Annotated in this window: 24 protein-coding genes; 18 read left to right on the top strand and 6 right to left on the bottom strand. The window is 64.9% G+C overall.

The window, feature by feature from the left end:
* Entirely contained in the window at positions 1 to 1,095 is a 1,095-nt protein-coding gene (locus AAG612_RS05600) for an NAD(P)/FAD-dependent oxidoreductase (protein ID WP_342508055.1), read from the top strand.
* 59 nt (positions 1,096 to 1,154) lie between these two features.
* Positions 1,155 to 1,331, top strand: coding sequence for a YegP family protein (locus tag AAG612_RS05595; protein WP_342508053.1), 177 nt, complete (start codon positions 1,155 to 1,157; stop codon positions 1,329 to 1,331).
* A gap of 7 nt (positions 1,332 to 1,338) precedes the next feature.
* Here AAG612_RS05595 and rnhA read toward each other — a convergent pair whose 3' ends face one another.
* From rnhA to ispH, 3 genes are read right to left on the bottom strand one after another with little or no spacing between them, the layout of a single operon-like run.
* Positions 1,339 to 1,773: a ribonuclease HI gene (gene rnhA, locus AAG612_RS05590; protein ID WP_342508051.1), complete on the bottom strand. Its 435-nt coding sequence runs from the start codon at positions 1,771 to 1,773 to the stop codon at positions 1,339 to 1,341.
* A complete protein-coding gene (locus AAG612_RS05585; RefSeq protein ID WP_342508049.1) occupies positions 1,770 to 2,738 on the bottom strand; it encodes a homoserine kinase in 969 nt (322 codons plus the stop codon). Before AAG612_RS05585 ends, rnhA begins: the two co-directional genes overlap by 4 nt.
* 32 nt (positions 2,739 to 2,770) lie before the next feature.
* On the bottom strand, positions 2,771 to 3,757 hold the full coding sequence (gene ispH, locus AAG612_RS05580) for a 4-hydroxy-3-methylbut-2-enyl diphosphate reductase (protein ID WP_342508047.1): 987 nt from the start codon (positions 3,755 to 3,757) through the stop codon (positions 2,771 to 2,773).
* An 87-nt stretch (positions 3,758 to 3,844) separates the two neighbouring features.
* On the opposite strand from ispH, the gene AAG612_RS05575 reads away from it, so the two are divergent.
* From AAG612_RS05575 to tatC, 9 genes are all read left to right on the top strand, one after another.
* Positions 3,845 to 4,495 (top strand): hypothetical protein, encoded by a 651-nt coding sequence (locus AAG612_RS05575; RefSeq protein ID WP_342508045.1) that lies wholly within the window; start codon positions 3,845 to 3,847, stop codon positions 4,493 to 4,495.
* 81 nt (positions 4,496 to 4,576) lie between these two features.
* Positions 4,577 to 6,322 carry an arginine--tRNA ligase gene (gene argS / locus AAG612_RS05570; RefSeq protein WP_342508043.1) on the top strand — a complete coding sequence of 582 codons (1,746 nt, stop codon included), beginning with the start codon at positions 4,577 to 4,579 and terminating at the stop codon, positions 6,320 to 6,322.
* Positions 6,323 to 6,324: 2 nt separating this feature from the next.
* Positions 6,325 to 7,314: an SPOR domain-containing protein gene (locus AAG612_RS05565; RefSeq protein WP_342508040.1), complete on the top strand. Its 990-nt coding sequence runs from the start codon at positions 6,325 to 6,327 to the stop codon at positions 7,312 to 7,314.
* 100 nt (positions 7,315 to 7,414) lie between these two features.
* Positions 7,415 to 8,437 carry a beta-N-acetylhexosaminidase gene (nagZ, locus tag AAG612_RS05560; RefSeq protein WP_342508038.1) on the top strand — a complete coding sequence of 341 codons (1,023 nt, stop codon included), beginning with the start codon at positions 7,415 to 7,417 and terminating at the stop codon, positions 8,435 to 8,437.
* Between the two features lie 83 nt (positions 8,438 to 8,520).
* Positions 8,521 to 9,282 carry a segregation and condensation protein A gene (locus AAG612_RS05555; RefSeq protein WP_342508608.1) on the top strand — a complete coding sequence of 254 codons (762 nt, stop codon included), beginning with the start codon at positions 8,521 to 8,523 and terminating at the stop codon, positions 9,280 to 9,282.
* Positions 9,279 to 9,878 (top strand): SMC-Scp complex subunit ScpB, encoded by a 600-nt coding sequence (scpB, locus tag AAG612_RS05550; RefSeq protein WP_342508036.1) that lies wholly within the window; start codon positions 9,279 to 9,281, stop codon positions 9,876 to 9,878. Before AAG612_RS05555 ends, scpB begins: the two co-directional genes overlap by 4 nt.
* Positions 9,879 to 9,956: 78 nt before the next feature.
* Positions 9,957 to 10,241: a twin-arginine translocase TatA/TatE family subunit gene (gene tatA / locus AAG612_RS05545; protein ID WP_342508034.1), complete on the top strand. Its 285-nt coding sequence runs from the start codon at positions 9,957 to 9,959 to the stop codon at positions 10,239 to 10,241.
* A 23-nt stretch (positions 10,242 to 10,264) separates the two neighbouring features.
* Positions 10,265 to 10,741, top strand: coding sequence for a Sec-independent protein translocase protein TatB (gene tatB, locus AAG612_RS05540; protein WP_342508033.1), 477 nt, complete (start codon positions 10,265 to 10,267; stop codon positions 10,739 to 10,741).
* 2 nt (positions 10,742 to 10,743) lie between these two features.
* A complete protein-coding gene (gene tatC / locus AAG612_RS05535) occupies positions 10,744 to 11,550 on the top strand; it encodes a twin-arginine translocase subunit TatC (RefSeq protein WP_342508031.1) in 807 nt (268 codons plus the stop codon).
* A 249-nt stretch (positions 11,551 to 11,799) separates the two neighbouring features.
* Here tatC and AAG612_RS05530 read toward each other — a convergent pair whose 3' ends face one another.
* Both AAG612_RS05530 and AAG612_RS05525 read right to left on the bottom strand, forming a co-directional pair.
* Positions 11,800 to 12,030: a hypothetical protein gene (locus tag AAG612_RS05530; protein ID WP_342508030.1), complete on the bottom strand. Its 231-nt coding sequence runs from the start codon at positions 12,028 to 12,030 to the stop codon at positions 11,800 to 11,802.
* A 314-nt stretch (positions 12,031 to 12,344) separates the two neighbouring features.
* Positions 12,345 to 14,015, bottom strand: coding sequence for an amidohydrolase (locus tag AAG612_RS05525; RefSeq protein WP_342508028.1), 1,671 nt, complete (start codon positions 14,013 to 14,015; stop codon positions 12,345 to 12,347).
* Between the two features lie 161 nt (positions 14,016 to 14,176).
* Between AAG612_RS05525 and AAG612_RS05520 the strand changes: the two genes are divergently transcribed.
* The 7 genes from AAG612_RS05520 to AAG612_RS05490 all read left to right on the top strand — a co-directional run bounded on the left by AAG612_RS05520 (position 14,177) and on the right by AAG612_RS05490 (position 25,175).
* A complete protein-coding gene (locus AAG612_RS05520) occupies positions 14,177 to 15,415 on the top strand; it encodes a threonine ammonia-lyase (RefSeq protein WP_342508026.1) in 1,239 nt (412 codons plus the stop codon).
* Between the two features lie 162 nt (positions 15,416 to 15,577).
* On the top strand, positions 15,578 to 16,405 hold the full coding sequence (locus AAG612_RS05515) for an arginyltransferase (protein ID WP_342508024.1): 828 nt from the start codon (positions 15,578 to 15,580) through the stop codon (positions 16,403 to 16,405).
* Between the two features lie 34 nt (positions 16,406 to 16,439).
* Positions 16,440 to 18,584 carry an autotransporter assembly complex protein TamA gene (locus tag AAG612_RS05510; RefSeq protein ID WP_342508022.1) on the top strand — a complete coding sequence of 715 codons (2,145 nt, stop codon included), beginning with the start codon at positions 16,440 to 16,442 and terminating at the stop codon, positions 18,582 to 18,584.
* A complete protein-coding gene (locus AAG612_RS05505) occupies positions 18,584 to 22,786 on the top strand; it encodes a translocation/assembly module TamB domain-containing protein (protein WP_342508020.1) in 4,203 nt (1,400 codons plus the stop codon). The genes AAG612_RS05510 and AAG612_RS05505 overlap by 1 nt, the downstream gene beginning before the upstream one ends.
* 175 nt (positions 22,787 to 22,961) lie before the next feature.
* Complete coding sequence (locus tag AAG612_RS05500; RefSeq protein ID WP_342508018.1) at positions 22,962 to 24,215, top strand: glycosyltransferase; 1,254 nt, start codon at positions 22,962 to 22,964, stop codon at positions 24,213 to 24,215.
* Between the two features lie 106 nt (positions 24,216 to 24,321).
* The gene (locus tag AAG612_RS05495; RefSeq protein ID WP_342508607.1) at positions 24,322 to 24,534 is read left to right on the top strand and encodes a helix-turn-helix transcriptional regulator; all 213 of its coding nucleotides are present in this window, start codon (positions 24,322 to 24,324) and stop codon (positions 24,532 to 24,534) included.
* Positions 24,531 to 25,175: a hypothetical protein gene (locus AAG612_RS05490; RefSeq protein WP_342508016.1), complete on the top strand. Its 645-nt coding sequence runs from the start codon at positions 24,531 to 24,533 to the stop codon at positions 25,173 to 25,175. The genes AAG612_RS05495 and AAG612_RS05490 overlap by 4 nt, the downstream gene beginning before the upstream one ends.
* A 79-nt stretch (positions 25,176 to 25,254) precedes the next feature.
* Here the strand turns inward: AAG612_RS05490 and glnA are convergent, their stop codons facing one another.
* A complete protein-coding gene (gene glnA / locus AAG612_RS05485; RefSeq protein WP_342508013.1) occupies positions 25,255 to 26,664 on the bottom strand; it encodes a type I glutamate--ammonia ligase in 1,410 nt (469 codons plus the stop codon).
* Positions 26,665 to 26,683: the final 19 nt, after the last annotated feature.

Genomic DNA, 26,683 nt, shown 5'->3' with positions numbered 1-26,683 from the left:
ATGGATTACGATCTGGCGATTATCGGGGCCGGAATGGCGGGCGCGAGCCTTGCTGCCGAGGTTGGCACGAACAGGCGCGTGCTGTTGCTGGAGGCCGAGGATATGCCGGGCTACCATACCACCGGGCGCTCGGCGGCGTTCTGGGAGGAATGCTATGGCGGCCCGGCGATCGTTCCGCTCAGCCGCGCTTCGGAAGCTCACTTGCGCGAAGGAGGGTATCTGACGACGCGCGGCGCGCTTTATATCGGGCGATCCGAAGACGCGCCAAAGCTCGATGCGTTCGAGGCTCGGTTCACCGATAGCGGCGCGCGGTTCGAGCGTTTGGCTGAGGGCGCGGCGCACGAATATGTGCCTACCCTGCGCTCGGAATGGCGCGAGGCGATCTGGCAACCGCATTGCGCCGATATCGATGTCGCGGCGCTCCACCAGTCCTATCTGAAGTCGGCCCGCGCCGCCGGGGTGGAGATGGTGACCCGGGCCCGGATCGAAGCGCTTGATCGCGAAGGCGAAGGGTGGCTGCTGCGCACGGCCGACGGTCGCGAATGGCGCGCGCGCTCCATCGCCAATGCGGCGGGCGCCTGGGCGGACGGCATTGCCGAGCTGGCAGGGGCGCGGGCGCTCGGCATCCAGCCGCTCCAGCGAACGATGCTCCAACTGGCGGCGCAGCCGGCGCTGCCGCGCGGCGGCCCGCTGACGCTCGACATTTCCGGCAGGTTCTATTTCAAACCCGAGAGCGCGGGCTCGATGTGGTTCAGCCCGCATGATGAAACGCCGGTGCCGCCCGCCGATGTTGCGCCCGAAGAACTGGCGGTGGCGCAGGCGCTCGATCGGTTCGGCGAAGTGTTCGATGCACGCGTGGAAAAGGTCGAGCGGACCTGGGCCGGCCTCAGAAGCTTCGCGCCCGACCGGCTGCCGGTATTCGGCTGGGATGCGCGCGTGCCGGGCTTTTTCTGGTTTGCAGGGCAGGGCGGGTTCGGCATCCAGACCGCCCCTGCAGCCGCGCGGCTGGGGGCACAGCTGCTGCTCGATGCCCCACGCGATGCGATGACCGAGGGGCTGGACGAACAGAGCTTTTCTCCCGCGCGGTTCGGGTAGTGGACTGCGGCCTCAATTGTTAGCCTGCACCGTCGGACACCAATACCGGAGACACCGAAATGGCGCACACCTTCGAAATCTACAGGGACAAGGCGGACGAGTTTCGCGTTCGCTTCAAGTACAATTCCGAGATCATGTTCTCGACCGAGGGCTATTCCTCGAAGGCGAGCGCGCAGAACGCGATCGATTCGATCAAGAGCAACGGCCCGGGTGCCGAAGTGATCGACAACAGCTGACACCGCGCTAGCGCAAGCTCTCCGCCGCATCGCTGGCCAGCCGGTCGACCCGCTCGTTTTCGGCATGGCCCGAATGGCCTTTGACCCAGTGCCATTCGATCTGGTGCTTGGCATTGAGCTCGGAGAGCTTGCGCCACAGGTCCTCGTTTTTGACCGGCTGCTTGCTCGCGGTTTTCCAGCCGCGCTTCTGCCAGCCGGGCAGCCACTTGGTGATCCCGTCGATCAGGTACTTGCTGTCGGTATAGAGATCGACCGCGCAGGCGCGCTTGAGCGCGGACAGACTCTCGATCGCGGCGGTCATTTCCATGCGGTTGTTGGTCGTGTTCGGCTCCGCGCCCGACATTTCCTTTTCGGTTGCGCCCTTGCGCAGCAGTGCACCCCATCCGCCGGGACCGGGATTGCCCTTGCAGGCCCCGTCGGTGAAAATCTGTACGTCGCTCATGCGAAGGGCGCTTCGCCTCGCTCACGATAGAATGCAAGTCTGCGGGCGAATTCCATCGGGTCTTTGCGGCGGACAAGCCCATCGGCGGGCGTCGCGAACCAGTCTTCCACGCGTGTCGCGACAAACCGCAGACATGCCGCTTGCGCAAGAATTGGCAGTGCGGCGCGTTCTGCATCGCTCAGGCTTCGGTGAGTTTGATAGCCGGACATCAACGCCTTCGCGATCTCGGGCCGGAAAGCACCGTCCGTCGGGGCGAAGCTCCACGCCGCATGCGTTACCGCCACATCGAAGGCGAGCGTGCCTGTGCAGGCGAAGTAGAAATCGATCATGCCAGTGACCACGCCGTCGACGAAGAGCACGTTGTCGGGGAAGAGGTCCGCATGGATCGTGCCCTCCGGCAGGGCGTCGGGCCATTCGTCGAGCAGTCCCGCCCCGCAATCGGGCAGGATCTGCGCAAGCTCAGGGTCGATCTCGTCGAAGCGGTCGGCGTAAGTGCGCAGCATCGCGATGCAGGTCGGAATCGAGAGGGTCGATGTGCGGGTCGGCGAGAAATCGCGCGTCGCCAGATGCAGATCGGCGAGCGCCACGCCCACCGCATGCGCCTGCTGCGCGTCGGGTTCGTCGATAGAGACGCCGGGCAGAAACTCGATCAGCGCGGCGGGCTTGCCCCGCACGGTAATCATCTGCCCACCATCGCTCGTGTGAATGGTGCGCGGCACGGGCTGGCCCGCATCGGCAAGATGATCGAGCAGGTGCAGAAAAAAGGGCAGGTCGGCGGCTTCGGTCCGCGCTTCGAATACCGTCATGATGAACCGGCGCGAGGCACCGGAATGCGCGGTCTCGATCAGCCAGTTGGAATTGGAAATGCCTTCGGCAATTCCCTTGGCCGAACGCAGCGCGCCGACATCGTACTGGCCAACGAACTCCGCGAGTTCGGCGGCGGTGAGGTGGGTGTATACGGCCATGGCCCCGCGTCTTGCCCTGCCGCGCGCCGGTTTCAGTCGACCAGCTGGCGCGGCAGCTTGAAGGTCATCTTCTCTTCGGTAACCAGCACCGGGCGCTCGTCGATCTCGCGCCATTCGGAGAGTTTGGCGACCACTTCGCGCACCAGTTTCTCAGGTGCCGAAGCGCCCGCGGTCAGGCCGACCGTCTCGACCCCTTCGAGCCATGCGGGGTCGATTTCGTCTGCCCGCTGGATCAGCTTGGAAACCGTTCCGCAGCGCTCTGCCACTTCGACCAGCCGCAGCGAGTTGGACGAATTGGGCGCGCCGATTACCAGCACCAGGTCGCTATCCGGCGCGAGCTCTTTGACCGCAGCCTGGCGGTTGGATGTCGCGTAACAGATGTCTTCTGCCTTCGGCCCGACGATCTTTGGATAGCGGACACGCAAGGCTTCGACGATGTCGCGCGTGTCATCGACCGACAGCGTGGTCTGGGTGAGGAAGGACAGCGCGTCATCCTGCGAAAAAGGCAGGCGCGCAACGTCTTCGACCGTTTCCACCAACGTCATTCCGTCTTCGGGAACCTGACCCATGGTCCCGATCACCTCGGGGTGGCCTTCGTGGCCGATGAAGATGATGTGACGGTCTTTTTCCAGCTGCCGCTCGGCCTGGCGGTGGACCTTGCTGACCAGCGGGCAGGTCGCATCGACATAAAGGAGCTTGCGCCGCTCCGCCTCGGCAGGGACCGCCTTGGGCACGCCATGCGCGCTGAAAACGACCGGTGCGTCGTCGGGCACCTCGTCCAGCTCCTCGACGAAGATCGCGCCTTTCGCGCGCAGCCCGTCCACCACATAACGGTTGTGCACGATCTCGTGCCGGACGTAGACTGGCGCGCCATACTTATCGAGCGCGCGCTCCACGATCTCGATCGCGCGGTCCACGCCTGCGCAAAAGCCGCGCGGGGCCGCGATGAGGAGGGTCAGGCCAGGGCGCGACGACTTGGCATCGGCGTCCGGCAGCTCGGCGGGAAAGGCGGCGTTCATGAGCGCCTATCTAGCCATTATGCTCGCGCGCCGCTAGGTGGCCGGGACGAGTTTGACGACAAGACCGATCAGGGAACCGATAAGACAATGCATCCTGCCGTCCGCATCATCGCTCCGGCCGCCATCGTGCTGGCCCTCTCGGGCTGTTCCAAGGAAGGCGATCTCGTCTTGAACCAGGGCGTCGGCGTGACCTCGGTGCGAACCTTGTGCCCTGCCGTCGGCATCCCCGATTACACCGGCGACATCACCACCTTCCGCAGCGCCGACAGCCGCCTTGCGAGCGATCTCGACATCGAGGCGAGCATGACCAACCTGCGGACCACCTGCGACGAGGCGGGCGAGCGCGTCTATGCCAATGCAACCTTCGATGTCTACGCGAGCCGCGCCGATACGCGCGGCGCACGGACCGTGGAGCTGCCCTATTTCTCGGTCGTCCTGCGCGGCGGCAGCTCGGTCGTCACCAAGCGGGTGGGAACGGTCAGCGTGACCTTTGCCGACGGACAGGACCGAGCGGTGGGTCGGGGACAGGCCGGGGCCTTCATCAACCGCGCCGACGCGACGCTGCCCGACGACGTGCGGCGCAAGATCACGCGCGAGCGCCGGGCAGGCGATGCCGATGCGGCGCTGGATCCGCTGGCCGATCCCGAGGTGAAGGCCGCCGTGCAAGCGGCAACCTTCGAATTGCTGGTCGGCTTCCAGCTGTCGCAAGAACAGCTGGCCTACAACGCCACCCGCTGATTGCATCCCCGCCGACGCGGTCGGGCATGTCATGACGCTGCGCTCCCTTGCGGGCGCTGCGAAACCGGCTAAGCGGGCGCCATGTCCACTATAAACACCTTGTATGCCGCTTTTGCCGAGCGGATCGACGCCGTGCTTTCCGCACTCGAGATGGAGGGCTCGCTGCCCGCGGACGTGAGCCGCGCGAATGTCGCGGTCGAGCCGCCGCGCGATCCCTCGCACGGCGACATCGCCACGAATGCCGCGATGGTGCTGGCCAAGGCCGCCAAGACCAACCCGCGCGCGCTGGCCGAGAAGATCGTCGAGCATCTCGATCGCGATCCCGATATCGAAAGCGCACAGATTGCGGGGCCTGGCTTTATCAACCTGCGCGTCGCGGACCGGGCCTGGATCGAAGAGATTCGGGCGATCGGCGCGCTTGCCGATGGCTATGGACGATCGCCGATGGGCGAGGGCACGCGCGTGAACGTCGAATATGTCTCCGCCAATCCGACGGGCCCGATGCATATGGGCCATTGCCGGGGCGCGGTGGTCGGCGACGCGCTTGCCAGCCTGCTCGACGCGACCGGACACCGGGTGATCCGCGAGTATTACGTCAATGATGCAGGCGGCCAGGTCGATGTCCTCGCCCGCTCTGCGCACGTGCGTTATCGCGAGGCGCTGGGGCAAGCGGTCGGCGCGATCCCCGAGGGGCTCTATCCGGGCGAGTACCTGATCCCGGTCGGCAAGGCGCTGGCCGAGGAATTCGGGGACAGGTACGCCTCCGCGCCCGAGGACGAATGGCTGCCCTTGTTCCGCCCGCGCGCCGTGGCCGCGATGATGGAGCTGATCCGCGCCGATCTCGCCAAGCTGGGCATCCAGCACGATGTCTTCGCGTCGGAGGCCGAGTTGCAGGCGGCGGGCAAGCCTGCCGAGGCAGAGAAATGGCTGCGCGAGCAGGGTCTCGTCTATGATGGCGAGCTGGAAAAGCCGAAGGGCAAGACGCCCGACGACTGGGAGCCGGTCGAGCTGCCGCTGTTCCGTTCGACGCAGTTTGGCGACGATCAGGATCGTCCGATCAAGAAGTCGGACGGCAAGTGGACCTATTTCGGTGCCGACCTCGCCTATCACATGCAGAAGGCGGAGAATGCAGACGCGCTGATCGACATCTGGGGTGCGGACCACGCGGGCACGGTCAAGCGGATCAAGGCGGCGGTTGCGGCGCTGGGCGAGGGCAAGGGCACACCGGTGCCTTTCGATGTCAAACTGGTCCAGATGGTCCAGCTGATGCGCGATGGCGAGCCTGTGAAAATGTCCAAGCGTTCGGGCAATTTCGTGACGCTGGCGGATGTCGTCGAAGAGGTCGGCAAAGATGTCGTGCGATTCACCATGCTGACCCGCAAGCCCGAAGCACAGATGGATTTCGACTTCGCCAAGGTGGTCGAAGCATCGAAGGACAACCCGGTTTTCTACGTGCAATATGCGCACGCCCGGATCTGCTCGACGATGCGCAAGGCGGGCGAGGAAAGCATCGCGCCGAGCGATGAGGCACTCGATTCTCTGACTGCAGGCGATATCGCGCTGGTCAAGCAGGCCGCGCAATATCCGCGCGTCGTCGAATCGGCGGCGCAGGCGCGCGAACCGCACCGGATCGCCTTTTACCTCTACGACCTTGCAGCCGCCTTCCACGCCTACTGGAATGCCGGAAACGATGACTCTTCCAAGAGGGTCATACTGACACAGGACCCCAGCCTAAGTGGGGCAAGGCTTTATTTGGTCGCGCAAATAGGTCAGGTTATTCGTAATGGACTCGGTCTCCTCGGGGTGGAGGCCGTCGAGGAGATGTAACGATGATCGATGGGGACGATCGCGACGATCAGAGCCCGGAAGGGCGCGATTCGGAGGGGGAAGCGTCTTCCGCCGCGCCTGCAGCCGATGCAGCCCGGACCGACGACGAGCGGCGCACCGATGCAGATGAGCCTGCCGACGCTGGCGAAACCACTGCCGAGGAGCCTGCCATGACGCTTGAAGCCGGTTCCGAAGAAGGCGGCACGATCGAGCAGGGCGACGATACGTCCGCCGAGGCGGAACCCTCCGATCAGGGGGCGGAATGCGGTTCGGTCGAAGAACCTGCCGAAGAGCCCGAGGCCTTCGTCGAACCCGAGAACGAGTCGGGTTTTGAGGGTGAAGACCTTGGTCTGGTCAGCGACGATGATGCGCTGCCGTGGCTCGAATCCTCCGACTACGAAGAAATCGAGAGCGTCGATGCGTGGCGAATCACGGGTTTCGTAGTGCTGGGCCTCGTGGTGCTGGCGTTGATCGTCGGCGGGATCTGGTATTTCGGCAATCGCGGCGAATTGGGCACACCGGTCGCCGATGGCAGCGTGATCGAAGCACCCGACGAGCCTTACAAGGAACGGCCCGAGGATCCGGGTGGCAAGACCTTCGAGGGCACCGGGGACATGGCGCCTGCGGTGGGCGAGGGCGAAACCCGTGAGGGACGCCTGGCCGAAGGGTCGGCAACGCCCGAACCGGTCGCGCCGGAGCAGACGCCAGCGGACGAGCAGCCGGAGGAAACACCTGCTGCGCCAGCTGCGACCGACAACCGCATCGTGGTGCAGGTAGGCGCCTATCGCGACAAGGCGACTGCTGAGGAGGGCTGGCGCAAGCTTCAGCGGCAGACCGATGCGCTCTCGGGGGTCCAGTACAGGGTCGTAAAGGGCGAAGCCGACATCGGCACGGTCTACCGGCTCCAGGCGGTGCCGGGCGATATGGCCGCCGCGCGTCGTCTGCGCGATGCGCTGGAGGCCGATGGTGTGGCGAGCCAGATCAAGCAGTGATGGCCGAAGCCGGGCGGGCCCTTGCCCGTCCGGCTTTCCACCGTCATGAGCCGACCGCAGCTTGCCGAAAGCGCGCAATCCTGCCAGATTCAGCAGCATTATGACGCCAGCAATCTTCGGCTGTTCCGGCCCCGAACTGACCGCAGACGAGCGGGCGTTCTTCCGCGAGGCAGACCCGGCAGGTTACATCCTGTTCAAGCGCAACTGCGTCGATCCCGAGCAACTGCGCCGCCTGACCGATAGCTTGCGCGACATTCACGGGCGCGAGCGGCTGCTGGTCTCGATCGATCAGGAGGGCGGCCGCGTCGCCCGGCTCGGGCCGCCCGAATGGCGCAAATGGCCTGCGCCCTCGCGATTTGCCGAACTTTACGAAGTTGCGCCCGCTTCGGCGATCGAGGCGCTACGCCTCAACAGCGAGGCCATGGCGACCGAGCTGGCGGCTGCGGGTATCAGCGTCGACTATCACGCGCCCTGCGACGTCGCCCGGCCCGAGACCGACAACGTGATCGGCGATCGTGCGCTCGGCAGCGAACCGATGCAGGTTGCGGCGCTGGGGCGGGCGATCCTCGAAGGGATGGCGGCAGCCGGTGTCGCCGGGTGCCTCAAGCACATGCCGGGCCATGGCCGGGCGACGGCTGACAGCCACAAGCACCTGCCGGTGGTTGATGCCCCCGATGCCGAACTTGCGGTCGACATCGCGCCTTTCGCCAAGCTCGCGGGGCGCGCCGCCATCGGGATGACCGCGCATATCGTCTTCACCGATTGGGATGCGGAGAGGCCCGCGACCCAGTCTGCATGGGTGGTCGAGAACATTATCCGGCACCGGATCGGTTTCGACGGATTGCTGATGACCGACGATATCGACATGCAGGCGCTCGACGGGACGATCCCCGAGCGTTCGAAGCGCGCGCTGGACGCCGGGTGCGATCTCGCGCTCAACTGCTGGGCGAAGATGGACGACATGGTCGGCATCGTGGAAGCCTGCGGCACCATCCGGCCTGAGAGTTCCGCTCGTCTCGATCGAGCATTGGCGAGCGTCTCTCCTCCGGCCGAGCCTGCCGACGTCGACGCGCTGGTGGCCATGCGCGATGCGTTGTTCGCGGCGGCGGAGCTGGACCTGTGATCGAGCAACCGGAAGGCGGCACGATTGCCTCGTCCAGTCCGGGCTTCGAGGATTTGCCCGGAGAGGAAGGCGAATGGCGCGGCATCGCGGCATCGGGCACCTCCGGCACCCCGGATGAGGGCGCGCTCTATCTCGCGCTCGACGGCTGGGAAGGGCCGCTCGACCTGTTGCTGGAGCTTGCCCGGAAGCAGAAGGTGGACCTGCGCGAAATCTCGATCCTCGCGCTGGTCGACCAGTACCTGACCTTTCTCGATAGTGCCGAACAGCTGAAGCTTGAGGTTGCCGCCGATTACCTCGTGATGGCGGCATGGCTCGCCTATCTCAAATCGGCGATGCTGCTGCCCAAGGACGAGCAGGAAGACCCGAGCCCAGAAGAGCTCGCGCTGCGCCTTCACCTGCGGCTTCAGCGGCTGGGCGCGATGCGCGAGGCGGCGGGGCGGCTGATGGGGCGCGACCGGGTGGGACGCGACGTTTTCCTGCGCGGCAACCCGGAGGGCCTGCGGACCGATCGAACGATCAGCTGGCAGGTCGGCTATTACGATCTGGTGCGTGCCTACGGACAGGTGAAGGCGCGCAACGCGCCCGCGTTGCACACAGTTCGCGACCGCCAGGTTATGACGCTGGAAAGCGCGATCGACCGCGTTTCGTCCATGCTCGGGGTCACGCTCGACTGGATGGTGCTGGAAGATTTCCTTCCTCCCGGTGCAGATGCCCGGCTGCGCAAGTCCGCCATGGCGAGCAGCTTCGTCGCCGCGCTGGAGCTCGCGCGCACGGGCCGCGCCGAGCTGGCGCAGGACGATATCTTCGGCCCGCTCAGATTGCGCCGGGTGCGCACGGCTGCATGAGCGAGGAGGCGACGCTCGAACGGGGGGTGGAGGCAGCGCTGTTTGCGTCGGAAGAACCGCTCAGCGTCGATCAGCTTGCGACCCATCTCGGCGACGCGGACAAGGGCGAATTGCGCGCCGCGCTTGCCAGGCTAGTGGAATTCTATGCCCCGCGCGGGATCCATCTGGTGGAGCGTGGCAAGCGCTGGCATTTCCAGACCGCGCCCGATTGCGCGCATCTCTTGCGCAGGGAACGCGAATCCCTTCGCAAGCTCAGCCGCGCGGCGACAGAGGTGCTGGCGATCATCGCCTATCACGAGCCGGTCAGCCGCGCCGAAATCGAATCGATCCGCGGCGTGCAGACCTCGGGCGGGACGCTCGACGTGCTGATGGAGGCGGGCTGGGTGAAGCCCGCCGGCCGCCGGGAAGTGCCTGGCCGCCCGCTGATCTACGCCACCACGCCCGAATTCCTGCGCCACTTCGGGCTCGAATCGCGACGCGACCTGCCGGGAATCGACGAATTGCGCGCCACCGGCATGCTTGATCCGGTGGAAGAGGCCTTCGAGGCAGAGATGGCTGAGGCCGACGAGGAAAGCGACGCGCCTGAGGCGAACTAGTGCGTCGAGCCATCGCTCTTCGCTGGAAGTCGCGCTCCGCAGTCCCTATAGGGAGGGTCGGATCACACAGAGGCACTTATGTTCGGTCAAATCGGTATCTGGCAAATTCTCATCGTCGCGCTCGTCGTGCTCGTGCTTTTCGGGCGCGGACGCATTTCGGAGATGATGGGCGATTTCGGCAAGGGTGTGAACAGCTTCAAGAAAGGCCTCAGCGACGAAGACGACAAGAAGCCGGGCGAGCCTGCGCCGCGCATCGAAGGCCCGGCCCACGAAGCCAAGCCCGCCGGCGAAACCGTCAACGAGAACACGCCCGCACCGACGCCCGCCCCGGCTCCGGGCCAGACAAGCGACCGCACCTCCTGATCTGAAAGGGGCTCGCCAAGCCCATGTTCAATATCGGAGCCCCCGAGATTCTGGTCATCGCGATTGTCGCGATCCTCGCCATCGGGCCGAAGGATCTGCCGCTCGCCATGCGTACCGCAGGCCGCTGGATCGGACAGATGCGGCGCGTCTCCAGCCATTTTCGCGCCGGGATCGACGCCATGGTGCGCGAGGCCGAGATCGAGGAGATGGAGAAGAAATGGAAGGAGCGGAACGCGCAGATCATGCGCGATCATCCCGATGAGATGACGCCCCTGCCTCCTCCTGTGAAGGAGGGCGACATTACGCAAGAGCACGATCCCGCGAAGGACGATCCGGTGCCCTCCGATGGTGCCGCACCTGCCTCCGCTTCGGCGGAAGCGCGTGTGAGCGGGCAGGGTAGCCCTCCTGACACAGACACCGATGGCGAGGTGGAGAGCACCGCGAACGAACCGCAGCTGCCGCTCCACGATCAACAGGCGGCGAAGGACCGGAAGGCCTGAGCATGGGCATTCTGCGCGATATCGACGAAACGCAGGCTCCGCTGATGGAGCATCTGGTGGAACTGCGGGGGCGACTGCTTCGGTCGGTCCTGGTGCTGGCTATCGCTTTCGGCGTCTGTTTCTACTTCGCCGACCAGATCCTCGCCTTTCTGGCCCGGCCACTGGCGGAAGCCTTCCCTCCCGGGCAGGGGCGGCTCGTCTATACCAAGCTTTACGAGGTCTTCTTCGTCGAACTAAAGGTCGCGCTGTTCGCGGCTTTCTGCGTAAGCTTTCCGTTTATCGCGAACCAGTTGTGGGCGTTCGTCGCGCCGGGGCTCTATGCGCGAGAGAAAAAAGCCTTCCTGCCGTTTCTGCTTGCAACGCCGCTCCTGTTTACCGCGGGTGCGTGTCTTGCCTATTTTGTGGTCATGCCGACTGCGTTTCGCTTCTTCCTCGGCTTCCAGGGCGAGGCAGGCGGCTTGCCGATCGAGGCACTGCCCAGCGCGGGCGAATACCTGAGCCTGGTGATGCAGTTCATTCTCGCTTTCGGGATCAGCTTTCTGCTGCCAGTGTTGCTGTTGCTTCTCGAGCGCGCAGGGATCGTGTCCCGCAAGTCGCTGTCCAAGATTCGCCGCTACGTGATCGTCGGGGTGGTTGGTGTCGCGGCCGTCGTCACGCCGCCCGATCCGGGCTCGCAACTGATCCTCGCAGCTCCGCTTTACCTGCTCTTCGAAGGGTCGCTGCTGCTTATGTTGATCCTGGAGCGGCGTGAAGGCTCTCGGGACGACAAGGGCGAAAGCGAAGACCGCGAGGCGCGCGAAAGTACCTGAAGGTTACTCGCCGATCGGATGCGCCGCTTACCCGACGGGCGGCGCTTTCCTTCGAGCATTGGCCCAGACCGTTCACCGCGTGACCGAAGGCATCGACATGCCGAGCACCATTACGGTCGCGCTCACCCGCTCCGCATACTCGCCAATTTTCCGCTGCGAGAATAAGCCCAGCAGCGAGCCTGCGCTACAAGCATAAAAAAAGGGCCCCGGAAGGAGGCCCTTTCTTCTAACTGGTAAGTCGCGATGGACTTAGGGGCTGACGCCTTCTTCGTCGTCGCCGCCGATCACGTCGGTCGCGACGAGAACGCCGGTGACAAGCAGGCTAACGCCGAGGACGCCGAGGATGGCACCACCGCTACCGGCAAGCTCATCTTCGCTCTCGATGGGAGCCGAGGCGCGGTCGAAGCTGACTTCGGCGACGGCCGGAGCTGCGACCAGCGAGAGTGCGGCAGCGGCAGCAGCCATAGTGCGAATCTTCATAACGTACGTCTCCTTGCGGGATAATCTCGAATGTATTCTATATACGATCGAGCTTGGTAATGGTTTCATTCGCGGGCGATTGCAACCCAAAATCTACACTTTTTCAACGACAGAGCAGGCTGTTGCCGTTGAGCAACGCTATCCGTTCGAGCAGCGAATTGTGTCGACTGAACAGCTGCATACTATCAAAACCCAGGCATTGTGCAACGCACAAATTCTAATCGGATCTCGGTCGCTCGACTGCCGCCTAGATGGCGTTGGTTAAGATTTTATTACCCCGCTCGTCGATCGGGAGGATCACCGTGTAAAGGCGGTCAGCGGTCTTCGCGCCGGTAGACTTGCTTCCCGCCCACCCAGGTTTCGAGGACCTGCGTCTCGCGTATCGCTTCGGGCCTTGCGCGCGAGATATCCCGGTCGATCACGATGAAATCGGCGCGCTCTCCTTTCACCAGACGACCGAAGCGGCCTTCGGCAAAGCCTGCAAAGGCGGCATCGCTGGTAAATCCGCGCCACGCATCCATGCGCGACAGGCGCTCTTGTGGCATCCAGCCTCCCGGAGGCATTCCATCACCGTCGACGCGCGTCATCGCGACTGCCATCCCGATGAAGGGGTTGGGCGATTCGACCGGCGCATCGGACCCCAGCGCGAGCCGCGCGCCTGCTTCTTCCAGGGCGTCCCAGGCGTAAGTGCCTTCGAGGCGCGCCGGCCCCAGCCGCGCTTCGGCCATCAGCCGATCCGAAGTCTGGTGGACCGGCTGGACCGAGGCGATGATGCCGTGCTCTCCGAATCGCCGGATATCCTCCGGCGACACGATCTGGGCATGCTCGACCCGCCAGCGGCGGTCGCCGCGATAGCTTTCCGACAATTCCTCGATCGCGGAGAGCGCTTCGGCATTGGCAGCGTCGCCGATCGCGTGGACCGCGACCTGATAGTTCTCCATCGCCGCGCGGCTCATCAGGTTGCGCAGCTGGGCCTCGCTCAGCAGCGGCAGGCCGCTATTGCCTGGATCGTCGGAATAGGGCGCCTTGAGCCACGCCCCGCGCGAGCCGAGCGCGCCGTCGAGATAGAGCTTCACGCCGTTCAGACGCAGGCGATCCTCGTAGAGCCAGGGCGTCGGCCCGGTCCCGCCGATAATCTCCATCGCATCGATACCCGCCGCATAAGCCATTATGCGGATGCGCAGTTGGTTCGTGTCGCCCGCGCGGCGAAAAGTCTGCCAGTCGGCTAGCGTGGTGCCCATGTCGGCAGCGGCGGTGATGCCCTGTGAAAGCAGGAGTCTCTGCGCCTCTTGTAGAGCAACATCGCGATCGAGTGGGCGCGGTTCGGGGACGACCTTGTCGATCAGGCTGCTCGCCGCGTCGACGAACACGCCGCTTGGCACGCCATCGGCCCCGCGTTCGATGCGGCCACCGGCCGGGCTTTCGGTCTCGGCGGTCACGCCCGCAGCCTCCAGCGCGAGGCTGTTGGCCCAGGTCGCATGCCCGTCCACCCGTTCGAGCGCGACTGGCCGGTCGCTGACCGCGCGGTCCAGCTCTTGGGCGGTGGGGAAACGACCAAGGCCCCACTTTTCCTGGTTCCAGCCGCGCCCCAGAATCCACGGCCGGCCGGGGTTCTCGCGCGCGAATTGCGCGATCAGCGCCAGCGCTTCGTCGAGCGAACCGGTCTCCGACAGGTCGATTGTCAGCGCGCCGAAGCCGAGCCCCATGACGTGCAGGTGCGCATCGATCATTCCGGGCACGATGATCTGGCCCTTCATGTCGGCGAGGAAGTCGGGCCGCTCGGGCCGCTTGTCGCGCTTGTCGAGCACCTCGATGATCGTGCCGTCATCCTCCAGCCACAGGCCTGTAAACCGGTCGAGATCGCCATCCTCGTCGATCCGCAGGCCCTCGACATTGTCGATCAGGACATCGGCATGCGCAGGGCCGTGCGCGACAGCAAGGAATGCGGCGCACAGCAGGGCGCTTTTGAATGCGGGAAGCTTCATCAAATGGGTTCGACTTCTTTCAACGAATGTTTCGTTTCGGGGCGTAACGCGAACGCGCGAAGCTGCCAATGGTGGCGGCGTTCGGCTGCAAGGCACAAGTTTTACGCCTGCAAGCGACCTTTTATTGCGGGGACGGGCAAGCGGCGATAGGTCTCCCGCCCATGACAGACCCGGCCAAAGACCCGCTTTCCCTGCTGACCATCGATCACGTGCGCGCCGCGCATGATCGCATTCGCGATGCGGTAGTTCATACGCCGACGCTGCATTCGAAAACACTTTCGCAGATTACCGGGGCGGAGGTCTGGCTCAAGTTCGAGAACCTGCAGTTCACCGCCGCTTACAAGGAACGTGGCGCGCTCAACGCTCTGCTTCTGCTGAGCGACGAGCAGCGGGCGCGCGGCGTGATCGCGGCCTCGGCGGGCAATCATAGCCAGGGTCTGTCCTATCACGGCACCCGCCTGGGCGTGCCGGTGACGATCGTCATGCCAAGCACCACGCCCGCGGTGAAGGTGATGCAGACCGAGGCGGTGGGCGGCAATGTCGTCCTGCACGGCGAGACCTTCGACGACGCCTACGCGCATGCGCGCGCGCTGGAGGAGGAGGGCGGGCTGACCTTCGTCCATCCGTTCGACGACCCGGATGTGGCTGCGGGGGCGGGCACGGTTGCGCTCGAAATGCTCGAAGACCAGCCGGAGCTCGATTGCATGGTGGTGCCGATCGGCGGCGGCGGGCTCATCAGCGGGATGTCCACGGTCGCCCGCGCGCTGAAGCCCGACATGCGCATCGTCGGGGTGGAGGCAGAGCTGTTCCCTTCGATGCATTCCGCGCTAACCGGTAACGACCTGCCGCTGGGCGGCGACACACTGGCAGAAGGTATCGCGGTGAAGGAGCCGGGCACCTTTACCCGCGCGATCATCAAGGAACGGGTCGACGAGATCCTGCTGGTGGGCGAGCCCGATCTGGAACGCTCGGTCGCGCTGCTGCTGCAGATCGAGAAGACCGTGGTCGAGGGCGCGGGCGCGGCGGGTCTTGCCGCCGTGCTCTCCAACAAGGAAAAGTTCGCGGGCAAGAAGATCGGCCTGCCTTTGTGCGGTGGCAACATTGATTCGCGTCTGCTTGCGACCGTTCTGCTGCGCGATCTGGCGCGCGAGGGGCGGCTGGCGCGGCTGCGGATCGCGCTCAAGGATCAGCCGGGGTCGCTCCACAAGCTGGCGAGCCTGTTCGAACAGCACGGCGTCAACATCATCGAGGTCTACCATCAGCGGGTGTTCACCAAGCTCCCGGCGAAGGGCCTGATTACCGATATCGAATGCGAGGCGCGCAACCGCAGCCAGGTCGATGCGCTGGTCGCCGACATGAAAAACGCGGGCTACAAGGTGCACACGATCGAGCTGGAATGAGCTGTCGGAATAAGGGGAGCTGCGGCACAATTGTGCAAAATAAGCTCTGGTTAACCCTACTTCGTGGTTAAGACCCTTTTGTGATGGCGATGGGTCGGGCATACCCTGATCCATCAGCCGACCAGACGATCCAACCGTTCGACAGGAGCGAAAAGTAGAGCCGTGACAGCACCCGTTCGCTTTCCGCGCTTCTTTGTCACCAGCCCCGCGCCGTGCCCCTATCTGGCGGGCCGGACGGAGCGAAAGGTCTTCACGGAGCTGAAAGGCCCGCATGCGGACCACCTGAATGAGGCACTGGGCCGGATCGGTTTTCGCCGCAGCCAGACGGTCGCGTATCGGCCCAGTTGCGTGGATTGCCAGGCCTGTGTGTCGGTCCGGGTGGTCACTTCGGAATTCGCGCCCTCCAAGGCGCAGAAGCGGATCCTCAAGCGCAACCGCGATCTCGTGATCAACGAATGCCGGCCATGGGCGACGCCCGAGCAATTCGAGTTGCTGCGCAGTTACCTCGCCAAGCGGCATCCCGAAGGGGGGATGACGCGAATGGATGAGGTGGACTATGCCGATATGGTAGAGCATACGCCCGTGTCGAGCTATGTCGTTGAATACAGGGAACCAACGGACGATGGGTCTGTTGGGCGTCTTGTGGGGGCGTGTCTCACCGACCGCCAGGGCGACGGGCTGTCGATGATATACAGCTTCTACGACCCCGATATTGAGGTGCGTTCCGGACTTGGGAACTTCATCATTCTCGATCACATCCAGCGCGCTGCTGAAGAAGGCCTCCCTTACGTCTATCTCGGATACTGGGTCGAAGGCTCCGCGCGTATGCAGTACAAAATCCGCTACCGCCCGCTCGAACGGCTCGGCCCGCGCGGATGGCGGCGCCTCGGGACCGAAGAGCAGGATGCTCTCATCCAGGCCGCCGTGCGTGGAGACGAGCCAGCATCTGCTGCGGGCTCCGGCGACAAGGCTCTCGCAGTCAGCCGGTAAGATCGCCTGCCGCGTCTGCCTGTCCGCGCTTGCAGTGGCTCTGGTAAGCCAGCCCGGCCTTGCGCTTGCGCAAGACCGCGACGCGAATGCCGAACTCGAAGCGCTGATTCCGGACGAGGCGCTCGACGATCCCGAGGGCTGGGCCGCCGATGGCGTGCCGCCCGAGGAACCCTCTCCGATCGACGGGCCCGACCCGTTCGAGGGCGAAACCATCGAATTGGGGCCCGAGAGCCCGCTGGCCGAATTGCCCGGCCTGACGCTCGACTGGCCCGATCCCCTCGAACTGACGCCGGTCGAGCAGGTCGAGGACGACGGGTCTGCGGATTTCGCCAATGCCAACCCGCTCGAATCCGGCCCGCTGTTGATCGATCCGGTCGTGATCGACCTGACCGAGCAGCTGGCGCTCGCCTTCCCTTCGGAGACGGGGGCTTTCCCGCAGCAGGGCGAGTTCGTCGAGCAATTCGCCATGCTCTCTTCGATCGAGGCCTATGGCGATACGGAAGCCAATGTCGGCCAGCTCGGCGCGCGCGCGCGCGAGGATCAGGAGATTCTCAATCGCCTACTGCGCGCTTATGGCTACTACGATGGCGAGGTCATCCGCGAGGTCGGGCCGAACCTGATCGACGGGTCCGACGAGCGGCCGCAGGTGCGTTTCAACATCCTGCCGGGCGAGCGTTTCCGCTTCGGCGAGATCGACCTCGGCGACCTGGCGCAGGCCCCGGATTCGCAAAATCTGCGCCGCGCGTTCGATCTCTATCCGGGCGATCCGGTCGACAGTTACGACATCCTTCGCGAACGCGGCGACCTGGACACCGCGCTGGGCAATACCGGCTTCCCCTTCGCGGAGATCGACGGGCCCGAGTTGCTGATCGATTATGCCCGGACAGAGGGCGATCTGACCATGCCGGTGCGCCCCAACGGGCAATATGTGTTCGGCAGCGTCGTTTCCGACAAGCCGGGCTTCCTCTCCAGCGATCATCTCGCGTCGATCGCCCGGTTCGAGCCCGGCGACCTCTATCAGCGCGACCTCGAGCTGGACCTGCGCCGCGCAATCATCGCGACCGGCCTGGTTTCCTCGGTCACGATCACGCCGGTCGAAGACGAGGCTCCTACGGATGGCAAGCCGGGCGTGGTCAACATGAATGTCGGCCTCACCGAGGCGAAGCTGCGCACGATTACGGGCGCGATCGGTTACGGCACCGAAGAAGGGTTCCGGCTCGCCGGCAGCTGGGAACATCGCAACCTCTTCCCGCCCGAGGGCGCGTTGCGGGTTCGCGGCGTTGCGGGCACGCAAGAGCAGTTGCTGGGCGTCACCTTCCGCAAGAGCAATTTCGGCGGGCGCGACCGTATCCTGACGCTCGACGCCTTTGCCAGCTCGCTCGACAACCGCGCGTTTGCGGCCGACACGGCGGGCTTTATCGGCACCTACGAACAGCTATCGACGCTGTTGTTCCAGAAGCCCTTCAGCTGGTCGATCGGGTTCGAACTGGTCGCATCAGACGAGCGGCTGGCCTTCGACATCGACAACAGCGACAGCACCGATCCCGACCCACCGGCGCGGCAGGCCTATTTCGTCGCTGCGCTGCCGGGCTATGCCCAGATCGATACAAGCGACGATCTCCTCAATCCGACCAGCGGTTTCCGCGTCGGCGTACGCGCTTCGCCCGAGGTTTCGTCCACAAAGGGCGTGCAGAGCTTCTATGTGCGCAACGAGGTCGATGCGTCCTATTATCGCCAGATCGGCGACAACGGCCCGATCCTGGCCGGGCGCGTCGGGCTCGGCTCGATCAACGGCGCTTCGCTCGACAATATCGCACCTTCGCGGCGCTTCTTTGCGGGTGGTGGCGGATCGGTGCGCGGCTACGGCTACCGCGAGATTGGCCCGCGCGATGAATCGGGCGATCCGATCGGCGGGCGCTCGCTGGTCGAACTCTCCGCCGAAGCGCGCATCCCGACGCCGCTGTTCGACGGTGCGGTGCAGGTTGTGCCCTTCGTCGATGCAGGCTCGGTCGGGACCGAGGAATATCCCGACTTCGACGATATCCGCATCGGTGCGGGCGTCGGCGTGCGCTATCTGACCGGCTTCGGGCCGCTGCGCCTCGACGTCGCATTCCCGGTCACGCCGCGCCCGGGCGACAGCTTCGTCGCCGTTTACGTCTCGCTCGGCCAGGCCTTCTGATGTCCGAGGCTGCGCCTTCTTCCCCTGCGCCTGCAGACGATGCGGCCGAACAGCCGCCGCAGCGCAAGAGCGTGGGCGGTCGGATCGCGAAATGGGCGATCGGTATCGTTGCGGTGCTGGCGGTGCTGGTGGCGGGGCTCATCTTCGGTCTCAACACCCCGGTCGGCAAGCGCTGGATCGTCGACCAGATCGAGAATATCGAGCCCGCATCGGGTCTGCGTATCTCGATCGGGCGGATCGAAGGCAATATCTTCGACGATGCGGTGATCCACGATCTCGCGCTCGCCGATCCCCAGGGCGTCTTCTTCACCTTGCCGCGCGCGGAGATCGACTGGCGACCTTTCGCCTTTGCGAGCAACACGCTCGATATACGGTCGCTGGAGGCTGAGCGGGGCCGGCTGCTGCGCCTGCCCGAGCTTATTCCCGGCGATCCCGACTCCCCGGTGCTGCCCGGGTTCGACATACGGATCGATCGCCTCAATCTGGAGGATTTCGTGCTCGCTCCCGGTATCGCGGGCGACGAGCAGCGGGTGGTCAACCTCGTCGGTAGTGCGGATATCCGCGACGGGCGGGCGAAAGTAAAGGCGAACGGGCGCTTCGGCGAAGGCGACCGGCTGGTGCTCGATCTGGTCGCCGAGCCCGATGGGGACGTGTTCGACGCCGATCTGCGGATAGACGCGCCTGCAGGCGGCGTCCTCACCAGCTTCGCGAACCTCGATGGCGACTATGTCGCGCGGCTCGACGGTGACGGCACATGGAGTGAGTGGGCGGGCGATCTGGCGGTCAACCGCAACGGGGAATCGCTCGCGCGCTTCAAGCTGAGCCTCGAGGACGGTACCTATGGGATAAATGGGCAGGCCGACACGTCGCCCTTCCTGACCGGCATCCCGCAACGCGCGCTCGGCCCGGACACCCGTATCGAGGCGGCCGGCACCTTTGCCGACCGTGTGGTCGACGGGCGCTTCGAACTGCTGGGGCAGGGCATCAGCCTGATCGCGGAGGGTGCCGCCGATCTGGCCGACAACGAGGCCGACAATGTCGAATTCGCCGCGACGCTACGCGATCCCCAGCTGTTCGGTGACAGCTTCCGGTTCGAGGGCGCCGAGGCCACCGGGACGATCGACGGCAGCTTCCGCGACCTTTCGATCCCCTTCCGGCTGGTTGCAAACCGCTTCTCGGCCGGGACGACCAGCCTCACCGACATCGCGCAGGAAGGCACCGCAACTTACGATGGCAGCCGCTGGGTCATCCCGCTCGACGCCACCATTGGCCGGATCGCGACAGGCAACGATCTGGCCGACCCGCGGCTCGTCAACGGGACCGTCGATGGGCGACTGGTCTTTACCGGGCGCGAGCTTTTGTCCGACGCGCTGCGGATCAATTTCCCCGATGCGAGCGCGCAGCTTTCCCTGCAGGGCAATATTCCCGCCAACCGCTGGCAGGTGCGTGGGCCCGCAGCCGTCAACGGTTTGATGTTCGAACAGGTCGGGCGGGTGAACGCAGGCGGCACGATCGACTTCGTGTATGATGGCGCCTGGCGTCTCGCCGCCGATGTCCGCGGACAGGTTCCGCGGGTCACCAATGATACGCTCGCCAATCTGGCGGGGCCGATGATCGACTTTTCAGGCGGTGTCTCGCTCGCGCAGAATGCCCCCATCGATTTCCGGCAGGTGAGGCTGGATTCGCGCAAGCTCGAACTGCTGATCGACGGGCAAGTCGCGCCCGGCACCACGCGGGTCGCGGGCAGAGGGCGGCAGGCCGATTACGGGCCGTTCACGGTCGAGGCCTCGCTGACCGATCGCGGGCCCGAAGCGGTGCTGGTATTTGCCGAACCGCTCCCCGCCGCCGGTTTGCGCGACGTGCGAGTGGCGATCAGCCCGATTGAGGAAGGTTTCGCTATCGAGACCGAGGGCGAATCGCTGCTCGGTCCGTTCGCGGGCGATCTCGGCCTCTATTCTCCGGCAGGCGGCCCCACACGGCTGGCGGTCGAGACATTGACGGTGTCCGAAACCGAGGTGACCGGCGACATTATCCTTGGCGACGGCGCAGCAAGCGGAGATCTGGCGCTGATCGGCGGCGGGCTCGACGGCACGATTTCGCTCGCGCCGCGCGATGGAGGGCAGGCGTTCGACGTGAAGCTCGCTGCGCGTGATGCCAGCTTCGGCGGTGCGAGCGGAGTGGAGATCGCGATCGCCGATATCGACGCGAGCGGTTTGATCGCGGATGGCAACACGACCATCCGGGGCGAGGCGGATGCGCAGGGTATCCGGTTCGGTACGCTCTTTATCGGGCGTCTGACCGCCGATGCAGAGCTGGTGAATGGTCGCGGCAATGTGAATGCCGCCGTGGCAGGGCGGCGTGGTCGCGGTTTTGCCCTGCAACTCGCCGCCGATGTCGCACCGGACAGGATTGCAATTGCCGCGCGCGGCAATCTGGCCGGGCGCGAGCTGACGATGCCGCGACGGGCGGTGCTCACCAATGTCGACGGTGGCGGCTGGAGCCTCCAGCGGTCGCAGATAAGCTATGGCGATGGCTTCGTGATCGCCGAAGGGCAGCTGGGCGGCGACACGACCAGGCTCGATCTGAACGTCCGCGACATTCCCCTTTCGCTCGCCGACATCGCGCTGGGCGACGCGGGGCTGGGCGGGACGATGTCGGGCACGATTACCTATGCCGCGCCAGAAGGTGGTGTGCCCACAGGCGAAGCGCGCGTGAAGGTGGATAATTTCACCCGGTCCGGCTTGATCCTCGCCTCGCGTCCGATCGACCTGTCGATGGCTGCGGAGTTGGACGCGGACCGCCTGCAGATGCGCGCGGTTCTTGCCGATAACGGCACGCAGGGCGGTCGCATCCAAGCGCTGATCTCCGATCTGCCGCGCGATGGCAGCGTCGTCGAGCGGTTGCAGCGCGGCGACCTTTTCGCGCAGTTGCGGTATCGTGGGCCTGCGCAGTCGCTCTGGCGGCTCGCCGCGATCGACCTGCTGGACTTCTCCGGCCCGGTCGCCATCGCGGCGGACGTGCGCGGCACGCTGACCGATCCGCGCGTTCGCGGATCGCTTTCGAGCGACGAGCTGCGCGTGCAGAGCCAGATCTCCGGCACCGATATCCGCAATGCGAGCGTGCGGGGCGACTTCGCGGGCTCCCGGCTGCGGATCAATTCCTTCCGCGGCACCGCTCCCAACGGCGGGGTGGTCAATGGAAGCGGCGTGGTCGATCTCGCCAATCTCGGCTCCGGTCGCGGGCCCGAGATCGACCTGCGCGCGGGCGCGCGCAATGCGCAGCTCGTCAATGCGCGGGGGCTGGTCGCCACGGTGACCGGGCCTCTGCGGATCGTCTCCAACGGATCGGGCGGTACGATTGCCGGGCGGCTGCTTGTCGAGCGGGCGAGCTGGCGGCTCGGGACCGCGGCGGAATCGACCAAGATCCCGTCGATCCCGACGCGTGAGATCAACCTTCCGCGCGATCGCTACCAGCCTGCCGCGCCGGGTGCCCCGTGGCGCTTCCTGATCGATGCCCGTGCGCCGAGCCGGGTGGATGTAGACGGCATGGGCCTCGACAGTGAATGGAGCGCGAATGTGCGCGTGCGCGGCACGACCGACGAGATGCGGATCGGCGGTGAGGCCAATCTGATCCGCGGCGACTATACCTTCGCGGGTGCGCGCTTCGAGGTCGAGCGCGGGCGGATCGAATTCGACGAAAGCCGCGCGATCGATCCGCGTCTCGACATCGAAGCGCAGACCGACAGCAACGGCATCTCGGTGACCGTCAACATTACCGGCAACGCGATGGACCCGCAGATCGACTTCAGCTCGATCCCCGCACTTCCGGACGAGGAAATCCTCGCCCGCCTGCTGTTCGGCGGATCGATCACCAGCCTGTCGGCCACCGACGCGCTGCAACTGGGGGCGGCGGTCGCGTCCTTGCGCGGCGGGGGTGGGCTCGATCCCATCAACCAACTGCGCAGCGCCATCGGGCTCGACCGGTTGCGGATCGTCTCCGCAGATCCGGTGCTCGACCGGGGCACGGCGATCGCACTGGGCAAGAATATCGGGCGCCGCTTCTATGTGGAACTGATAACGGACGGGCAGGGCTACAGCGCGACCGATGCGGAGTTCCGCATTACCAGCTGGCTTTCATTGCTGGCATCGGTCTCGACCGTCGGGCGAAATGGCGTTTCGGTGGAGGCGAGCCGCGATTATTGATCGCGCCCGGTAATCGCAGGCATCAGATGCCGCTCGCCCCGTGCGCGTTGCGTCAGTGCAACACACCTTGATGTTTGCGAGTGGCAGCATGGCCGCGCATGGACTATCTGGCCTGCACGCATCATTTGCGCGCGCAATCCGCGAGCGCCCTTCACGAGATTTCGAGCGACGTAACATGGCTACCACTCCCGAACAGCTGCTGGTGTGCGACCTGACGCAGAGCTATTCCCCGCGCGGCGGCGGGGGCATCAGCACCTACCTGAAGGAAAAGCGCCGCTACGTGCTGGAAAACACCGGCCACCGCCTGCTCCAGATCGTGCCCGGACCCGAGACGAAGGTGGTCGATAATGGCCGATCGATCTGGTGCGAGATTGCCGCCGAGGGGATCGAGAACAGCCCGAATTATCGCTTCATCACCAAGACCGGGCCGGTCCGCGAGGTGCTGGAACAGTATCTCCCGGACATTATCGAGTCGCCTTGCCCGTGGATCTTGCCGTGGACGGCAATCAACCACCGCCGCCGCCATCCCGGCACCGCGCTGGTGGCCGGCTATCACACCGATTTTCCCGAAGCGCAGGTCCACCGCGTCGCCGTCAAGCTGTTCGGCCCGCAGCTCGCGCGCTTCTGGCGCTGGCAGGCCTGCTGCTATGGCGAGATCACCTATCGCGAATTCGACGAGGTCTACGCGCTGAGCGACGTGAGCCTGCCCACGCTCGAGCGGATGAAGGTGCACGATGTCGATATGCTGACGCTGGGCGTTCACACCGATATCTTCAGTCCGACCAAGGCGGACCCCGGGTTTCGCGCGGAGATGGGGCTGGCGCATACAACCGGCCCGCTGCTGATCTATGCCGGGCGGATCGACTATGAGAAGGGCGCGGATCAGCTGATCGAGATGTTCCGCAAGCTGCCGCGCGAACTGGATGCCGGGCTGGTCATGATGGGCGACGGCAAGCTGACCGAAGAGCTGAAGGAAGCCTCGGAAGGCATGAACGTGGTGTTCCCAGGCTTCCTCGACGATCGGGAGGAACTGGCGCGGGCGCTGGCCTCGTCCGACATCTACGTCTCGGCAATGGCGAGCGAGACCTTCGGCATCTCGGTGATCGAGGCGCAGGCCTGCGGGCTCCCGGTGATCGGCGTCGATGCGGGCGCCATGCCGAGCCGTGTCTCGCCCGAGAACGGCGAACTGGTCCCCGCGCACGACCCGCAGGCAATCGCCCAGGCAGTGATAAACATCTGGCCCGATCGCGCCGCTGCGATGGGCCGCGAGGCGCGCGCGCTGGTGGAGCGCGAATACAGCTGGGACGCGACCTTCCACCACCTGTTCAACACGATCTATCCCAAGGCGGTCGCCGCCGCAGAAGCACGGGTGAAACGCGGCCCCCTGGGTTTCCGCCCGGTTTACAAGTTCCTCAACGGTACGGCCTGAGGCGGCCGAACGCAGGCCTGACAAGAGCTCTTGACTGACAAGAGTTCTTGACTGTAAAGATCTCTTGTCAGGCGCGGCAAGTCGCGCTGTATGGAGGTCGGTGCCGGTGCAGAACCGCGTCAAATTCTACCGTGAGGGCGCAGGCTGGAGCCAGGGCGAGCTTGCCCGGCGGCTCGGCGTGTCGCGGCAGACGATCAATGCGGTCGAAACCGACAAATACGATCCCTCTCTCCCGCTGGCATTGCGAATGGCCAAGCTGTTCGAGGTGGCGGTGCCTGACCTCTTTATCGACGATTGGACACCGGAGAAAAACCCATGAACCCGAGCCTGAAGAAGTCGTCGCCCGATCCTCGCAAGAAGATGCTCGTTTCGGCGTTGTTCGGCGCGGTCGCGGGCGCGTTCGGCGTAACATTGCTGCTCCGCTGGACGGATGCAGCCAAGACCGGCGATTCTGCTGTGATCCTGTCCGGTGTGGGCCTTGCCTATCTGGCGATGGGGCTGATGGTGGGCCTGGGCACGCTGATGCCACGCGCGGGTTCCAAGGTGCTCAATGTCGAAGATAGCGATGAACTGGTTGAGAGCAGGGGGGCGCTGCTCGGCAGCTCGCTCGCCAATGTCGTTCTCGGAGCGATGATGATCGTGCTCGCCAATAGCGGAACAGGCGGTGCGATCTCGGTGGAAATCGCGGTGGCGAGCGTGCTTGCGGCGCTGGCGGTGGCCGGGTTCCTGACGGTGAAGAGCTGGAAATATCAGGACGAGCTGATGCGGCAGGTGAGCCTCGAAGGGGCGAGCGTGGCCGGCGCGCTTGTCGTGGTGACGTTGCTGGTGTGGAGCGCGTTTGCGATGAACGGCATCGGCCCTGCATTCGACGCCAAACTGGTGGTCGCACTGGTCATGGGAATGACCCTGGTCGGGGCGTTCGTCGCCACCGGTGCGCGCGGAATGCTCAAGCCGCGCTGAGCCGATCTGGTGTCGAGAAAAAGGGCCGCCGGATTGCTCTCTGGCGGCCCTTCTTGTGATCGGTTGAGATCGGCGCGGGTTACGCGCTGTAGTACATGTCGAATTCGACCGCGCAGGGCGTGGTTTCGAGACGGACGACCTGTTCCCACAACAGTTCGATGTAGGCTTCGATCTGGTCCTTCGTGAACACGTCGCCCTTCAGCAGGAACTCGTGGTCTTCCTCCAGCGCGATCAGTGCTTCGCGAAGCGAGCCGCAAACGGTCGGCACGTCCGCCAGTTCTGCCGGCGGCAGGTCGTAGAGGTTCTTGTCCATCGCTTCGCCCGGGTGGATCTTGTTCTGGATCCCGTCGAGGCCCGCCATGAGCAGCGCCGAATAGGCGAGGTAGGGGTTGGCCATCGCATCGGGAAAGCGGAACTCCACGCGCTTCGCCTTGTCGCCCGCACCATAGGGAATGCGGCAGGAGGCGGAGCGGTTGCGCGCCGAATAGGCGAGCAGCACCGGTGCCTCGAAGCCCGGCACCAGCCGCTTGTAGCTGTTGGTGGTCGGGTTGGTGAAGGCATTCAGCGCCTTGGCGTGCTTGATGACGCCGCCGATGTAATAGAGGCAATTGTCGGACAGCCCGGCATAGCCGGTGCCAGCGAAGGTGGGGTCGCCATCCTTCCAGATCGACATGTGGGTGTGCATGCCGCTGCCGTTATCTTCCTTGATCGGCTTGGGCATGAAGGTGGCGGACTTGCCGTAGGCATGGGCAACCTGGTGCACCACGTACTTGTAGATCTGCATCTGGTCGGCGGTTTCGACCAGCGTCGAGAAGGTCAGGCCCAGCTCGTGCTGCGCCGCAGCCACCTCGTGGTGATGCTTGTCGCAGTTCAGGCCCATCTCGATCATCGTCGCGACCATTTCGCCGCGAATGTCGACGGCGCTGTCGACCGGAGCGACGGGGAAATAGCCACCCTTTGCGCGCGGACGATGGGCCATGTTCCCCGATTCATATTCCTTGCCGGAATTGGTCGGCAGTTCGACATCGTCGATCGCGAAGCCCGAACCCGCATAGCCGTCTTCGAACCGCACATCGTCGAACATGAAGAATTCGGCTTCGGGACCGACATAGATGGTGTCGCCGATACCGGTCGACTTGAGATAGTTCTCAGCGCGCTTGGCGGTGGTGCGCGGATCGCGTGCGTACCAGTCGCCCGTGTTGGGCTCCACGATGTCGCAGAAGATGATCATCATCGGCGTCGCGCTGAACGGATCGATATAGGTCCGCGACAGGTCGGGCCGCAGGATCATGTCGCTCTCGTTGATGACCTTCCAGCCCGCGATCGACGATCCGTCGAACATCAGGCCATCTTCCAGCTCGTCCTCGGTCAGGATGCCGGCGACCATGGTCAGGTGCTGCCATTTCCCCTTGGGGTCGGTGAATCGCAGGTCGACCCACTCGATATCTTCTTCCTTGATCTGTTTCAGGACGTCGCTGGCAGTTGACATGATGCTCCTTTCGGATGGT

The organism is Citromicrobium bathyomarinum, assembly GCF_038594605.1.
Lineage (GTDB): Bacteria > Pseudomonadota > Alphaproteobacteria > Sphingomonadales > Sphingomonadaceae > Alteriqipengyuania > Alteriqipengyuania bathyomarina_B.
Note: the sequence above shows the minus strand (reverse complement) of the source record. Positions and strands in the feature narration are given on the sequence as shown.